General features: G+C 67.7%; 13 protein-coding genes. 6 read left to right on the forward strand and 7 right to left on the reverse strand.

What is annotated here, in order from left to right:
* Positions 1–48 precede the first annotated feature (48 nt).
* Positions 49–342, reverse strand: coding sequence for a hypothetical protein (locus D7252_RS04925; RefSeq protein WP_120774367.1), 294 nt, complete (start codon positions 340–342; stop codon positions 49–51).
* Positions 339–2,138, reverse strand: a complete 1,800-nt coding sequence (locus tag D7252_RS04930) for a glycoside hydrolase family 2 protein (protein ID WP_120776811.1) — start codon at positions 2,136–2,138, stop codon at positions 339–341. Before D7252_RS04930 ends, D7252_RS04925 begins: the two co-directional genes overlap by 4 nt.
* Before the next feature lie 137 nt (positions 2,139–2,275).
* On the opposite strand from D7252_RS04930, the gene D7252_RS04935 reads away from it, so the two are divergent.
* Positions 2,276–2,737 (forward strand): ASCH domain-containing protein, encoded by a 462-nt coding sequence (locus D7252_RS04935; RefSeq protein ID WP_120774368.1) that lies wholly within the window; start codon positions 2,276–2,278, stop codon positions 2,735–2,737.
* A gap of 36 nt (positions 2,738–2,773) precedes the next feature.
* Here D7252_RS04935 and D7252_RS04940 read toward each other — a convergent pair whose 3' ends face one another.
* A complete protein-coding gene (locus D7252_RS04940) occupies positions 2,774–3,829 on the reverse strand; it encodes an LLM class flavin-dependent oxidoreductase (protein WP_120774369.1) in 1,056 nt (351 codons plus the stop codon).
* A gap of 29 nt (positions 3,830–3,858) precedes the next feature.
* The gene (locus D7252_RS04945) at positions 3,859–5,382 is read right to left on the reverse strand and encodes a methyltransferase (RefSeq protein ID WP_120774370.1); all 1,524 of its coding nucleotides are present in this window, start codon (positions 5,380–5,382) and stop codon (positions 3,859–3,861) included.
* Between the two features lie 97 nt (positions 5,383–5,479).
* Here D7252_RS04945 and D7252_RS04950 point away from each other — a divergent pair, with 97 nt between their 5' ends.
* From D7252_RS04950 to D7252_RS04970, 5 genes are all read left to right on the forward strand, one after another.
* A complete protein-coding gene (locus tag D7252_RS04950; RefSeq protein ID WP_120774371.1) occupies positions 5,480–7,681 on the forward strand; it encodes a DUF6049 family protein in 2,202 nt (733 codons plus the stop codon).
* Positions 7,674–9,290 (forward strand): murein biosynthesis integral membrane protein MurJ, encoded by a 1,617-nt coding sequence (murJ, locus tag D7252_RS04955; RefSeq protein WP_120774372.1) that lies wholly within the window; start codon positions 7,674–7,676, stop codon positions 9,288–9,290. The genes D7252_RS04950 and murJ overlap by 8 nt, the downstream gene beginning before the upstream one ends.
* A 90-nt stretch (positions 9,291–9,380) precedes the next feature.
* Complete coding sequence (gene trxB / locus D7252_RS04960) at positions 9,381–10,355, forward strand: thioredoxin-disulfide reductase (RefSeq protein ID WP_120774373.1); 975 nt, start codon at positions 9,381–9,383, stop codon at positions 10,353–10,355.
* Positions 10,356–10,422: 67 nt separating this feature from the next.
* On the forward strand, positions 10,423–10,746 hold the full coding sequence (gene trxA / locus D7252_RS04965) for a thioredoxin (RefSeq protein ID WP_120774374.1): 324 nt from the start codon (positions 10,423–10,425) through the stop codon (positions 10,744–10,746).
* A 111-nt stretch (positions 10,747–10,857) separates the two neighbouring features.
* Complete coding sequence (locus D7252_RS04970) at positions 10,858–11,505, forward strand: GNAT family N-acetyltransferase (RefSeq protein WP_147406690.1); 648 nt, start codon at positions 10,858–10,860, stop codon at positions 11,503–11,505.
* A gap of 32 nt (positions 11,506–11,537) precedes the next feature.
* Here D7252_RS04970 and D7252_RS04975 read toward each other — a convergent pair whose 3' ends face one another.
* From D7252_RS04975 to D7252_RS04985, 3 genes are read right to left on the reverse strand one after another with little or no spacing between them, the layout of a single operon-like run.
* Positions 11,538–12,068, reverse strand: a complete 531-nt coding sequence (locus D7252_RS04975; protein WP_120774376.1) for a GrpB family protein — start codon at positions 12,066–12,068, stop codon at positions 11,538–11,540.
* Position 12,069: 1 nt separating this feature from the next.
* Positions 12,070–12,405 (reverse strand): tryptophan synthase subunit alpha, encoded by a 336-nt coding sequence (locus D7252_RS04980; RefSeq protein ID WP_120774377.1) that lies wholly within the window; start codon positions 12,403–12,405, stop codon positions 12,070–12,072.
* A gap of 9 nt (positions 12,406–12,414) precedes the next feature.
* Complete coding sequence (locus D7252_RS04985) at positions 12,415–13,863, reverse strand: sugar porter family MFS transporter (protein ID WP_120774378.1); 1,449 nt, start codon at positions 13,861–13,863, stop codon at positions 12,415–12,417.
* Between the last annotated feature and the right edge of the window lie 6 nt (positions 13,864–13,869).

Below are 13,869 nucleotides of genomic sequence, written 5' to 3' on the forward strand. Positions count from 1 at the left end.
TCCAGCGTAGCGGGAGGGTGTGGGAGGCAGCGGATGCTGCCGCCGAGGTCAGAACAGGGGGTTGTCGCCCTTGGCCTGGGCGATGGCGCGGGTGCGGGCCTGCATCAACCGCACGAGGAGCATGCTCAGCAGGAATCCGCCGATCACGGCGACTCCCGCGAGGTACCAGACGCCGATGTCGGGGTCGATCATCCCGAACCCGAAGATGGCGACGGCCAACAGCAGCAGCACGGCGCCCTCGATGAGCGCGAAGGTCACGAAAAGCCGTGTCTGGCGGCGGCCGAAGTCCGCCACGACTGCGCGGACCCTGGCGTCGATCGAGGATTCGCCGGCGTAGGTCATGCGCTCACGGTACCGGTGATGAGAGCGCGCAGCACCTCGATCGGCAACTTGGGTGAACGGTCGGCGCGCAGCAGACCGTTCGCCTCCTGCATGGTGTCGGTGAGCTGGGTGTAGCAGAAGCCGGCGACGACCGGGCTCGCGTGCAACGCCGCGAACAGGTCGCCCACCTCACGCTCGTAGTCTTCGTCGGAGGTGACGACCGCATAACCCCAGGTGCCCTCGCCCGCGTAGGAGATCCCGCCGAACTCGGTGACCATGAGTGGGCGGCCGTCGTCGATCGACGCGCGATTCTCGTCGAGCACGGGCCGCCGCCCCACCGGACCGTGCCCGGACAGCAGCGTGCGGACGGCATCCAGCGATTCGTAGTGCGCGGCGAGCCGGGCAGCATCCGTCGTGTAGTCGTGCACCGCGATGATGTCGCTGTCGATGTGCTCCCAGCCGTCGTTCGACACCACCGGCCGCGAGGGGTCGAGCGCGCGCGTGAAAGAGGCGATCGCCTGGACGAACTCGCGCTGCTGCCGCGAGCCACCCATGTCCTGCACTCCCCAGCTCTCGTTGATGGGCACCCAGGTCACGATGCTGGGGTGACCGCGGTACTGCTCCACGATCTCGGACCACTCCGACATGAGGGTGGCGGCGGCGCGAGGCGTGTACTCGTACGCACCGGCCGTCTCGCCCCAGAGCAGCAGGCCCAGGCGATCCGCCCAGTAGTGGAAGCGCGGGTCCTCGACCTTCTGATGGATGCGTGCCGCGTTGAAGCCCAGCGCGCGGATGGCCTCCACCTCGGTGCGGTAGTCGTCCGGCGAGGGGGCGGTCAGGTGGCTGTCGGGCCAGTACCCCTGCTGAAGCACGGAGCGCACGAAGTACGGCTGGCTGTTCAGCACGAAGCGCCCACGGTCGACCTCTGTCGTACGGAGCCCGACGTAGCTGCCGACCTGATCGAGGAGGCCGTGGTCCCCGTCGAGCACGTCGATGGTGACATCGAGGAGCGTCGGGCGCTCGGGCGACCAGAGGAAGTGTTCGCGCTCCTGGGCGTTGCGCAGGGCCGGGAGTTCGATCGAACCCGCGACGCGCGTGGTCAGCGCGTCGAACACCGCCGAACCCAGCGGAAGGTCGCCGCGGTGGAGTGAGATCCGAACGCGCTGTCCGTCGATCGGCGCCTTCGCGAGGACGACGTGCACGCCGACGGTGGCCCGGGTGCTCTCGAACGTCGAGTCAAACGAGACGACATGCTGGTCGGCCACCTCCTCCGACCAGACGGAGCGCCAGATTCCGGTGCTGCGTTGGTACCAGATGGCGTGCGGGGTCTCGCGCCAGTCCTGCTTGCCCCGCGGAACCTCGGCGTCGTGCGGGTCGTCATGGGCGCGCACCACGACGACGTGCTCCTCCGCCTCGCCGAGGGCATCCGTGATGTCGGCGCTGAAGGCGGTCTGGCCGCCGCGGTGTTCGGCGACCTGAAGGCCGTTCACCCACACGCGTGCCTCATGATCGATCGCGCCGAAGTGCAGGATGACGCGGGAGCCGGGCCTGCGGCGAGCGCTGATCACCCGGCGGTACCAGACGACGGCGTGATACCCGGTGTCACCGATACCCGATGCCGTGCTCTCCGGCACGAAGGGCACGGTGATCGTCAGAGGGAAGGCTGTCGCATCGGCTGCGGCGAACCACCGATCACGGAGTCCGACGTTCGAGTCGTCGTACGCGAACTTCCAGTCGCCGTCCAACGACGTCCAGTTCTCGCGCACGAGACGAGGTCGAGGGTAGCTGCCGTCCTGGGTGGTGGCGCGAAGCGTCATCCGTTCGTCTCCTTCGATCGTGACCGGAACCACCGAGGCTACCGAGGGCTCACGTCCTGGCCAAAGTCGATGCCGTGCGCCGAGAGCTCGCAGCTCGTGCCGCGAGGCGGAGCAGCCTCCGCGGATAGGCTGGTCCGGTGCATGACACGACTTCGATCGAGCGGTTCTGGCAGCAGTGCCGTTCCGTGATCTCGGGTCTGCCTGAGACACCCCCGGAAGCATGGGCATTCGGCGCGACGCCCGACCACGCGGACGACCTGCTGGCTCTGGTGCTGGCGGGCACGAAGACAGCGACGGCGTCGTCCCTGTGGGATTACGACCACACCGGGGAGGCGCTCCCTGAAGCGGGTCTGCTGAACATCATCCTCGACGGTGGCGGCTCACCGCGCGCGCTCTTGGAGACGACCACTGTCGAGGTGATCCCCTTCGATGCCGTCCCGGAATCGCACGCCTTCGCCGAGGGAGAAGGCGACCTCTCACTGCCCCACTGGCGCGACGTCCACGAGCGGTACTGGCGCGAGCACTCCGAGAGTCCGAAGGGCTTCGCCCCGGACATGCCCGTGGTCTGCGAGGGCTTCCGCCTGCTGCATGCGGTGTAGCTCCCCACCCACACGGTCCGCGCCGAAACGCCCGTCCTAGACGTCGTCGCCCTGTACAGGCCCTTCGGTGTTCGGCTTCCACCCCAGCGCGGGCGCCACATGCTTGGCGAACGACTCCAGCACATGAAGGTTGTAGTCCGGGCCGAGCTGGTTCGGGATCGTCAGCAGAAGAGTGTCCGCTGCCATCACGGCTTCGTCGCGCAGCAGCTGCTGGATGAGCACGTCGGGCTCGGCGGCGTAGGTCTTGCCGAAGGTCGAGCGGAACCCGTCGATGATGCCGACCTGGTCGCCGTTCTCCTCGCTGCGCAGACCGAAGTACGCCCGGTCCATGTCGGAGATGAGCGGGAATACGCTGCGGCTGACCGAGACACGGGGCCGACCGGTGTGACCGGCCTCCTTGTACGCGGCGCGGAACAGCTCGATCTGCTCACGCTGCAACTCGTGGAACGGCTGTCCTGTCGCCTCGGTGATCAGTGTCGAGCTCATCATGTTGAGCCCCTTGCGGCCGGTCTCCTCGGCGGTCGCACGCGAACCGGATCCCCACCAGATGTGATCGCGAAGCGTCGGGGACTGCGGTTCGATCGCGAGGTACTGCCCTGCCCCCACCATGCGGGGGTCTCCTGGCGCGATGCGCTCCCCGTCGATGGCCCGAAGGAAGATGTCGAACTTCTCGCGCGCGAGCACGCTGCCGCGCTCGGTGTCCTCCTGATCGACGTACCCGAACGTCTCGTACCCGCGCAGTGCCGTCTCGGGTGAACCACGGCTCACGCCGAGCGCGACGCGTCCGTCCGCGATGAGGTCCAGGGCGGCCGCTTCCTCGGCGAACTGCAGCGGGTTCTCGTAACGCATGTCGATGACACCGGTGCCCACCTCGATTCGCTGGGTGCGCGCCGCCATGGCCGCGAGCAGCGGCATCGGGGACGCCGCCTGCCGTGCCCAGTGATGCACGCGCACGGAAGCGCCGTTGACGCCGATCTCGTCTGCGCCCTCGGCGATCTCGATCGTCTGCTTGAGCATGTCGCCCGCTGTACGGGTCGCCGATCCGGGGACATCGGCGTAGTGCCCGAACGAGAGGAATCCGAAAGCCTTCATGGTCTATGCGAACGTATGGATGCTCCGGGCTATTCCGCCGGAAGCAGGAAGCCGTCGAACATGAGCGAGCGGAGGCGTGGCTCGAGTTCCGCCCAGAGGTCGTGCAACGGCACGTCGAACAGGTCGGCGAGGGCCGCGGCGATCTGCCCGACGGTGAGCTCACCGTCGCACGCGCCGACGAAGGCGGCGAGCGCAGGATCGACGTTCACCGTGCGGGCGAAACCGCCACCCTGGCGCAGCTCGATCACACTGGGATCGTCGTTCCCGGGCAGCAGGTGCCGTGCTTCGGTGACATCGGATGCCGTCACCAACGTCGCGGGCAGCTCGTCGGACAACCGGTCGTGAGCGGCGAGGCTCGTCGCCAGCGCTGCACCGACATGGGAGAGCGGCCCGCTGAGCCTCTCCGTTCGGCGGATCGGCACGCCGGGCCCCGAGCCCGTCGGAGGACGTCGCAGCAGAACGTACCCGAATCCGACCGACGACACTCGCCTGTCCGCGAAGTCGTCCAGCCAGGCCGTGAGCAGAGGCGTGAAGTCCGGGTCGCGCGGCGTCGTCCCGCCGTCACGGATCCACAGTTCCGCATATCCGAGAGGGGACAACTCCTCCCGTTCGATGACCCAGAGGTCGAGGTCGGTCGGCACCCAGGCATCCACGCGCGCCAACCCGGCGACTCCCGCGCGTGATTCCCAGTTGCCGAGGAGCTGCGCGATGCCGCCCTCGGTGAGGAAATCCGGAGCTGCGCGGACGAACTGCTCGACGAGCGCGTCGCCGACGAGTCCGCCGTCGCGGTACTCGTAGGCGGGAACGCCGTCGGTGCGCGGGGTGATGACGAACGGCGGATTGGAGACGATCAGGTCGAACGCCTCGCCCTGCACCGGTTCGAACATGCTGCCGAGACGGAACTCGATGTTGCCGACGCCGTTGAGTCGGGCGTTGATCTCGGCGAACGCGAGCGCCCGCGCCGAGATGTCGGTCGCGATCACCGCGCGGGCGCGACGTGCGGCGAGAAGGGCCTGGATGCCGCAGCCGGTGCCCAGATCCAGAGCGCGGTCCACTTCGATCGGAACGATCGTCTCCGCGAGGGTGCGCGACGCTCCGCCGATCCCCAGCACGTGATCGGGAGGAAGCGGGCCGTCGAGAGCCACCTCGTCGAGGTCGCTGGCGATCCACCACTCCCCCACGCCGTCCGCGTCGACGAACGACTGCGGGCGCAGGAGAGCGGCTGGGGTGACGGTCTCGGCGTCTGCCGTGGCGAGGCCGAGGGCGACGAGGCCCTCGACCCGCAGCTGCCGCAGCGCAGCGTCGACGAGGGTGCGCGGCTGCGGCATCCCGAGCACGAGGAGGCGGCCGAGCGTGGCGAGAACACCGGAATCTCCGGCGATCGCGCGCAGGATGGGCTCTCGCATACCGCGGGCGAGGGCGTCGTCCGCCTCCGCGCCCCAGAGCCGCCGGAGTGGCTCCGAACGCAGGTCCGCCGCGTCGAGATCGGCGGCGAATGCGGCGATGTGCACCGGGTCAGGACGGGGCTCGGGGGTGGCAGACACGGCCGTCACTCTACGCGTCTTCAGGGTTCTCCTTCACTGACCCTCCTAGAATCGCAAGGTCAGTACTCACGATCAGCCCTGTCTCGGGGCGTTCGAGGAAGACTTCATGTCCGTGATCCCCCCCGAAACCGGCCCCCGTGCGCGTCCTCCGCGACTCGCGCGCAGGACCGCCGTTTTCGCGATCGTGTTGGGATTCTGCGGCCTCACCGCCCCCAGTACAGCCACGGCCGACAACCTGCCGGCCGACGACGCGCAGAACATCGAACTCCACGTTGCTGCGGGGCTCCGCGGCACCGTGGCACCGGGCGAGCCCACCTCGACGATCGTCACGCTCGAGAACGAATCCGAATCGGAGTTGTCCGGGGGGCGGGTGAGCGTCGAACTCAACCGCACACCGCTCGCGGACAAAGCGGCGATCACGCGCTGGCTCGGCGAGGAGAAGGCGTCCGGAACCTTCAGTCCTCTCGGCACGGACACCACCAAACCGGTGGTCGCGGGTGAATCCTCCTCGACCACGATCGTCGTGTCCGAGAAGACTCTCGGCGACCTGACACCGGGGGTGTACCCGCTGCGCGCGGAGTTCACCGACCCGGGGTCCGGGAGCGTCGCGTCAGCGGGCGGGGAGACCGGCGAGGTGACGGCGTCGAGTGTTCTCGTGGTGACCGAGACCCAGGCGTCGCAGGTGGGCGTGCTTGTCCCGATCACGGCGACTCCCGCCGACGGCGTGCTGCTCACCACCGAAGAGCTCGTGGCGTTGACAGCTCCGGACGGCGCGCTCACCGCCCAGCTCGACGGTGTTGCCGGGACGACGGCGGTGCTGGCCATCGACCCGTCGATCATCGCGTCGATCCGCGTGCTCGGCACGGCAGCGCCGACGGAGGCCGTCGAGTGGCTCACCCGCCTGGACGACCTCCCGAACGCCCGCTTCGCGCTGCAGTTCGGGGATGCGGATGCCGCGGTCCAGGCGCAGGCGAAGCTTCCCGCGCTCCTCCAGCCCACTACTCTCGCCCCGTTCCTCGAACCGACGAACTTCCCGCTCGCGCGAGCCACCCCGGCGGCGACGGATGCTCCGGAAGCCACCCTCGGTGCGACGCCGACGCCCACCGAGGCCCCGGCCCTGCCCGACGACGAGCAGCTCACCGAGATCGAGGGCGCTCTTCCCGGCATCCTCTGGCCGCGCGAGACCGTCACGCCGGCCGACCTGGCAGCCTTCGAGGGATACCTCGGCGAGAACACGACGGCGATCGTCTCCTCCGAGAGTGTCGGCGGTCGAAGCGCGGCGAATGCGACGACCGAAGGACACGATCTTCTCGTCACCGAGTCCAGCGCCTCCGCATCTCTCTCCGCCGCAGCCGCCGAAGCCGACGCGGTCGCCCGTCAGCGACTTCTCGCCGAGGCGGCGGCCTACCTGTTCCTCGCGAGTGAGCAGTCGCCGGGTGCGCCCGTGCTGCTCGGTCTCGATCGCGATGAGACCCGGACGCCCGATGGTCTGCGGGCAGCGATCTCGGCGGCGGACTCGCTCGGATTCGATCTGTCGGCTCTGCGGGCGACCACCCCCGTGCCCGCGAAGATCTCGGTCGAGGCGGGCACGGCCGGCGCCGCGGACCTGACCACCCTGCTGACCGACGAGCAGACCCTCGGGGCCTTCTCCAGCATCCTCGCCGACCCGCAGGTGCTGCTCAGCCCGGAACGCATCCGGATCATGCGCATCCTGGCGGTCGGCACCCCGCCCGACGCGTTCTCCGCGAACGTCGCCGCGCACTTCGCCCAGACACGCGAGACGCTCGGCTCGGTCAGCATCCCGGCATCCAGCACGATCCAGCTGCTGACCGCCAACGCCGATCTCCCCATCGGCGTTCGCAACGACCTTCCCTGGCCGGTCACCGTGCAGCTCGACGCCGCCCCCACCGACCCACGCCTCGACGTGCAGCCCCGCACCGAGGCCATCGTGCAGGCGAACAGCACCACCCGCGTCCGCGTTCCGGTGTCCGCGCGCGTCGGCAGCGGAGAGGTCGATCTGCGTCTGAGCCTCTACAGCCCGACCGAAGTGCTCATCCAAAGCGAACAGACGGTCCGGGTGGCGGTGCGCGCGGAGTGGGAGACCATCGGGCTCGGCATCTTCGGCGGACTCACGGCACTGCTCATCGGGCTCGGGGTGGTCCGCACGGTGCTGCGCAAGCGTCGTGAGGCGGCCGAGGAAGCGGCCGGCACCGCAACAGGCGCACAGCAGGCGGATGCGGTGGACTCGCCGTCGAATGTCGAGACGACGACCGCAGCTCCCGAGCCGAAGGACGGCCGACGTGAGTAGTCTCGGGCGCGCCAGCGCCATCATCGGTGCGGGGACCATGGTCTCCCGCCTCACCGGACTGCTGCGAAGCATCGTGCTCGTCGGTGTCCTCGGGGCAGTCGCCTCGGAGGCGGCTGACGCGTTCACCTACGCCAACACCCTCCCCAACAGCGTCTTCTCCTTGATCTCGGTGGGCGTCCTGACCGCGGTGATCGTCCCGCAGATCGTCAAGGCGACCGCCGATGCCGATGGGGGCAACGCCTTCATCTCCAAGCTGTTCACGCTCGGCACCGTCGTCCTGATCGTCGTCACGACGCTGGCCACCATCGCGGCTCCGTGGCTCGTGGTCCTGGTCGCCGGGCGAGCACCGCTCGAAGCGCAGGCCATGGCCACCGCCCTGGCCTACTGGTGTCTGCCGCAGATCCTCTTCTACGGTCTGTACGCGATGCTCGGCGAGGCGCTCAACGCACGGCGGATCTACGGTCCGTTCACCTGGGCCCCCGTCGTCAACAACATCGTCTCGATCATCGGCTTCCTGCTCATCGGGGCCGCTTTCGCGCCCGTCCCCACCAAGGCAGCGGAGTGGACGCCGGCGATGATCGCGGCGCTCGGCGGGACGGCGACCTTCGGCATCGCCCTCCAAGCACTCGTGCTGCTGGTCTTCTGGCGCCGTACAGGACTCGCGCTGAAGCCCGATTTCCACTGGCGGGGCGTGGGCCTCGGTGCCGTCGGGAAGCTCGCCGGGTGGACTTTCCTGATGGCATTCGCGAGCCTTGCCGCCGGCGTTCTCCAGGGAAACATCGTCAGTGCCGCGACGGGTGCGGGGGCCTCAGCGACGGTCACGGGTAACGCGTGGCTCATCTTCATGCTTCCGTACTCCGTGATCGTGCTGTCGATCGGCACCCCCTACTTCACACAGATCAGCGAACACGCGGCGGCCGGACGGGACGATGAGGTCCGCTCGGACATCTCACGCAGCATCCGGACCCTCCTGTTCTTCATCGTCGCGGCCGTCGCTGCGGTCGCGGCCGCGGCGATCCCCGCTTCCCGCGTCTTCACGGACTCTCCGTCGGATGCCGAAGCGGCAGCCCTCGTCCTGCTCTGCTACCTGATCAGCCTGATCCCCCTGACGATCCTCTTCATCGTTCAACGCACGTTCTACGCCTACGACGACACGCGGACACCGTTCTGGTTCACGATCTTCCAGTGCGCCCTGATCGTCGCCACGGCTCTCATCGCCGGCGGACTCTACGACGCGGGAGTGATCCCGATCACCGTTCTCGCCGCCGCAGTCGCACTGGGTCAGTCAATCGCCAGCACCCTGCAGACGATCGTCGCGACCTGGCTGCTCCATCGCAAGATCGGTGGACTCGGCATCCGCTCCTGGCTCACCGCCGTCGCGCGTTTCGCTGTTGCGGCGATTCCCGCAGGCCTGGCGGGCTGGGGCGTCTTCCTGCTTCTCGGAGGCAGTGACGGCTGGGCCGTGGCCGACAAACTCCTGGGGGCGCTCGGCACCGCCGTCATCGGTTTCGTGGTCATCGTCGTGTACGTCGGCATCCTCGCGCTGCTGCGGGCACCGGAGCTCAAGGCCGCGTCGGGTCTGATACGCCGCTTCCTTCCTGGGCGCTGAGCCCGCGCGCCGGGAATGCCCCGCGGTTACCATGGGTTGAAGCAGTCGGACGTCTTTCGACGGCACCGCATTTCTAAGACGGAGAGCACAATGCGCCAGGTCATCATCATCGGCTCCGGCCCTGCCGGATTCACCGCCGCCATCTACGCGGCGCGCGCGAACCTCAAGCCGCTGCTCATCGCGAGTTCGGTCGAGGTCGGCGGCGAGCTGATGAACACCACCGAGGTCGAGAACTACCCCGGTTTCCCAGACGGCATCCAGGGCCCGGAGCTGATGGCGAAGTTCCAGGAGCAGGCCGAGAAGTTCGGTACCGAGGTCCTCTACGACGACGTCACCGAGCTCGAGGTCGACGGGACCGTCAAGCGCGTCACGCTCGGCAGCGGTGCCGTTCACGAAGCGCACACGCTCATCTACGCGACCGGTTCCGCCTACCGCAAGCTCAACGTCGAGGGCGAAGAGCGCCTCTCCGGCTACGGCGTCTCGTGGTGCGCCACCTGCGACGGGTTCTTCTTCCGCCAGAAGACGATCGCGGTCGTCGGCGGTGGCGACTCAGCGATGGAAGAGGCGACGTTCCTCACCCGTTTCGCCGACAAGGTGTACGTCATCCACCGCAAGGACACCCTGCGTGCGTCGAAGATCATGCAGGAGCGCGCGTTCGCGAACGAGAAGATCGAGTTCGTCTGGAACAGCGAGGTCGCCGAGGTCCTCGGTGCCGATGCGGTCACCGGTGTGAAGCTGCGGTCGACCGTCGACGGCACTCTCACCGAGATGCCGCTCGATGGCCTGTTCGTCGCGATCGGCAACGACCCGCGCACCCACCTGGTGCACGACAAGCTGAAGCTGACCTCCGAGGGCACGATCTGGGTCGACGGACGCACGTCGGTCACCTCGGTCCCCGGTGTCTTCGCCGCCGGCGACGTCATCGACCCCTCCTACCGTCAGGCCATCACGGCTGCCGGTTCGGGTACGGTCGCGGCCCTCGACGCGGAGCACTTCCTCGCGGATCTGGAAGACGCATCCGTGGAGGTCCCGGCCGCGGAGGCGGCCGAGATCCTCACCGCCTGATCGGCGGGAACAGTTTCACCTCGTCCGCTGTTGTAGCAGGCGAACCTCGAATCAAGGAGAGACTCTGATGAGTGCAAAGGCAACGAGCCAGGCGACCTGGGAACAGGACGTTCTGCAGGCCGACGGTCCCGTGCTGGTGGACTTCTGGGCTGAGTGGTGTGGTCCCTGTCGTATGGTGTCGCCGGTTCTGGACGAGATCCAGGCCGACAATCCCGACAAGATCACCATCCTCAAGCTCAACGTCGACGAGAACCCTGAACTGGCGATGAAGTACCAGATCACGTCGATCCCGGCGATGAAGGTCTTCGCCGGCGGCGAGGTCAAGACGACCATCATCGGCGCCAAGCCCAAGTTCGCCCTCGAGAAGGACCTGGCCGCATTCATCGGCTGATCCTCGGAGATCGCAGAGGCCGCCACTTCTTCGGAAGTGGTGGCCTTTCTCGTGTGCGAAGAGGCGCGGCGGACATTGCAGCGCTCTGCCGTCGCGGGTCACAATGGCGGGGTGCACAGACAGGTCGCTCCCGCTCTCGCCGCCGACATCCTGACGTGGACGGAAGGATGGGCCCGGTCGCGCAGCCATGCGTCGCCGACGCCGATCCACGGTGGGGTGCACATCCATGTCGGTTCGGCTGCCGAATCGGCGCGGTACGTGTTGACGGCGCCGAACACCGAACGTGCGCGTGAGCTGGCGTCAGGTGTCACCGAGCCGAGATTCTGGATCAAATGGCCGGCGGCGGTCAACGAGGCCGAACCGCGGATACCCGGCGGCTGGACACTCATCGAGCCTCAGTTCCTCATGGGCACGCAGCTCACCGCAGCCACCCCGCTCCTGCCGGACGGATACCGTCTCACGCTGGATGACGAAGGTGACGCGCTCGAGGCGCGCGTCACCACCGACACCGGGATTCTGGCCGCGCGCGGCCGCCTCGGGTTGTCCACGGTCGCCGTCCCCGACCAGATCCGCACCCAGCTCGAGCATCAGCGCCGCGGACTGGGGAAGGCGATCATGAGCACGCTCTCGAATGCGGCGTTGGATCGGGGGCGGTCCGACGCGGTGCTCCTCGCCAGCGATCAGGGCCGTCGCCTCTACTCCACACTGGGGTGGCGTGTGATCACGCCCTTCTGGGCGGCGGTTCATGCCGGTCGCTGACGGTCCTGTCCTCGGCTTTCCCCTTGAAGCCGTCACGCCTTGTCCGACACAGGAACCGACGGGAGGCCCCGTGCCGCTCGTGCTCGGTCGACCATCTCTTGGATCACGGGCGTCTTGGCCGCGTTGTACGAGGCGTTTCCACGCGCTGCAGCAGCGACGGCGTCGCATTTGGCGTGCGTGTAACGGGCGACGTCGTCAGGATGGGTTCTGAGCCAGTCCCGCAGGAGACGTTGGTTGGCAGCATCCCACTCGGACGCATCGAAGAAGTGAGCGATGCGCGTGCGGATCCCGTTCTCCTCGAACACCAGCACGGGATGGCTCCGCACTCCGCTGCCGACCCGCCACCCCACAGCCTCGAGCGCGGGTCGGTGGCGCTCGAAGTCGACTGGCGACCCGAGCCGCACGGCAAGGTCGATGATCGGTTTGGCACGCATTCCGGGGATCGCGGTCGATCCGACGTGTTCGATCACCCACTCCGGGTCGGCGTGGGTGCGCAACTCGTCCGCGATCTGCTCGAACCGATCCGGCCAGCTCGGGTCGTACGCCACGAGCATCCGGGGCATGTCAGGAGGCGTCGGCGACGGTCGGATCCCAGCGGCGGTGTCGTTGCTTCTCGTCGAGGAGGCCCCACACCGCCGGCGTGAGTTCGGGATACTCCAACGCGATCTGGCGCAGCACTCGATAGTGTCGCGCCGCATTGGGCCGGACACCGTCGTTCGCGTTGATGTTGTCTGCACGGAGCAGGAAGACGACCAGTTCGTCGACGCTCGGCAGGTCTTCCATGAACTCCCATGGATCCTCGCCGCCGAGAAGGCGTTCCTGGATCAGCACGGCGAGCTCGTCGGATGCTTCGGCGCGCAGTACTTCCAGACTGGCGCGGCGCTGGACGGACTCGGACATGCTTCAAGCCTACGTCCGTTGCGGCCGCCGTCGGCGCTCGACCTTCGTGTCTTCCCGCATCTCCTCGAGCTCTTTGCCCTTGGTCTCGGCGACTTTGAAGTACACGAAGAAGAACGACAGGAGTGCGAAGAACGCGTAGAAGCCGTAGGCGAACGTCAGCCCGATCTCGGCGAATGCGGGGAAGGTCGTCGAGATGAAGAAGTTCGCGGCCCACTGTGCGGCAGCGGCGACAGCGAGCGCTCCGGCTCGGATGGAGTTCGGGAACATCTCCCCCAGGAGAACCCAGACCAGCGGTCCCCAGGTCGCTCCGAAGAAGACGACGAAGCCGTTCGCGCAGATCAATGCGACGGTGGCCCACGGATCGGGCAGGCTGACGGCGCCCGCGGCGTCCAGTGTCCCGAAGGAGAAGGCGACAGACATCAGCCCGAGCGTGACGGTCATGCCCACCGAACCGACCAGCAGCATGATGCGGCGACCGACGCGGTCGACGAGGGCGATCGCGATGATCGTGACGACGATGTTGGTGACCGATGTGATGACCGTGATCAGCAGGGCCTGTGATTCACCGAAGCCGACCGACTGCCACAGGGTGGTGGAGTAGTAGAAGATCACGTTGATGCCGACGAACTGCTGGAACACCGATAGCAGGATGCCGACCCAGACGATCGGCTTCAGACCGAGCCGGTTCCCCCGCAGGTCCCGCAGAGTTTCGGTTCGCTCAGTGTTGAGAGTTCCGGTGATCTCGGTGATCTTCGCCTTCACGTCTACAGCGCCGGTGACTGTCGTGAGCACCTCGGACGCCTTCTCGTAGTCACCCTTGGCCACGAGATAGCGCGGAGATTCGGGGAGACGCAGGGCCATGACGCCATAGACGATGGCGGGAATCGACTCCGCGATGAACATCCACCGCCACGCGTCGAGGCCCCAGAGCGGCTTAGCTGCTCCCCCGGCCACGTTCGCAAGCAGGGCGTCGGACAACAGCGCGGTGAAGATACCGGTCACGATGGCCAGCTGCTGCAGGGATCCGAGCCGCCCGCGCATGTGCGCCGGTGAGACCTCGGCGATGTACGCGGGGGCGATGACGGATGCGGCACCCACGCCGAGTCCGCCGACCACACGCCAGATGATGAGGTCGATGACGCCGAAGGCGAGTCCGGACCCGATCGAAGACAGCAGGAACAGGACGGCCGCCGCGAGCATGATCGGGATGCGTCCGTAGCGGTTCGCCATCGGCCCGGCGAACCATGCGCCCACGGCGCAGCCGATCAAGGCGGACGAGACCGCGAAGCCCTTCAGTCCGGCGTCGAGATCAAAGCCGGAGACATTGCCGGCGAGGGCATCCACCGCCCCGTTGATCACTGCGGTGTCGAACCCGAACAGGAATCCGCCGAGTGCGGCCGCGATGCTGATCGCGATCACACGTCCTCTCAGCGCGGAACCCGATGCTGTCGCTGACATGTTGTC

Origin of the sequence: Microbacterium sp. CGR2 (genome assembly GCF_003626735.1) — a bacterium.
Lineage (GTDB): Bacteria > Actinomycetota > Actinomycetes > Actinomycetales > Microbacteriaceae > Microbacterium.

Excerpts from the sequence above, each read along its gene's own strand:
- D7252_RS04925 (WP_120774367.1), bottom strand. The coding sequence starts at position 342 with ATGACCTACGCCGGCGAATCCTCGATCGACGCCAGGGTCCGCGCAGTC.
- D7252_RS04980 (WP_120774377.1), bottom strand. The coding sequence starts at position 12,405 with ATGTCCGAGTCCGTCCAGCGCCGCGCCAGTCTGGAAGTACTGCGCGCC.
- D7252_RS04985 (WP_120774378.1), bottom strand. The coding sequence starts at position 13,863 with ATGTCAGCGACAGCATCGGGTTCCGCGCTGAGAGGACGTGTGATCGCG.
- D7252_RS04975 (WP_120774376.1), bottom strand. The coding sequence starts at position 12,068 with ATGCCCCGGATGCTCGTGGCGTACGACCCGAGCTGGCCGGATCGGTTC.
- D7252_RS04950 (WP_120774371.1), top strand. The coding sequence starts at position 5,480 with ATGTCCGTGATCCCCCCCGAAACCGGCCCCCGTGCGCGTCCTCCGCGA.
- trxB (WP_120774373.1), top strand. The coding sequence starts at position 9,381 with ATGCGCCAGGTCATCATCATCGGCTCCGGCCCTGCCGGATTCACCGCC.
- D7252_RS04930 (WP_120776811.1), bottom strand. The coding sequence starts at position 2,138 with ATGACGCTTCGCGCCACCACCCAGGACGGCAGCTACCCTCGACCTCGT.
- D7252_RS04940 (WP_120774369.1), bottom strand. The coding sequence starts at position 3,829 with ATGAAGGCTTTCGGATTCCTCTCGTTCGGGCACTACGCCGATGTCCCC.
- trxA (WP_120774374.1), top strand. The coding sequence starts at position 10,423 with ATGAGTGCAAAGGCAACGAGCCAGGCGACCTGGGAACAGGACGTTCTG.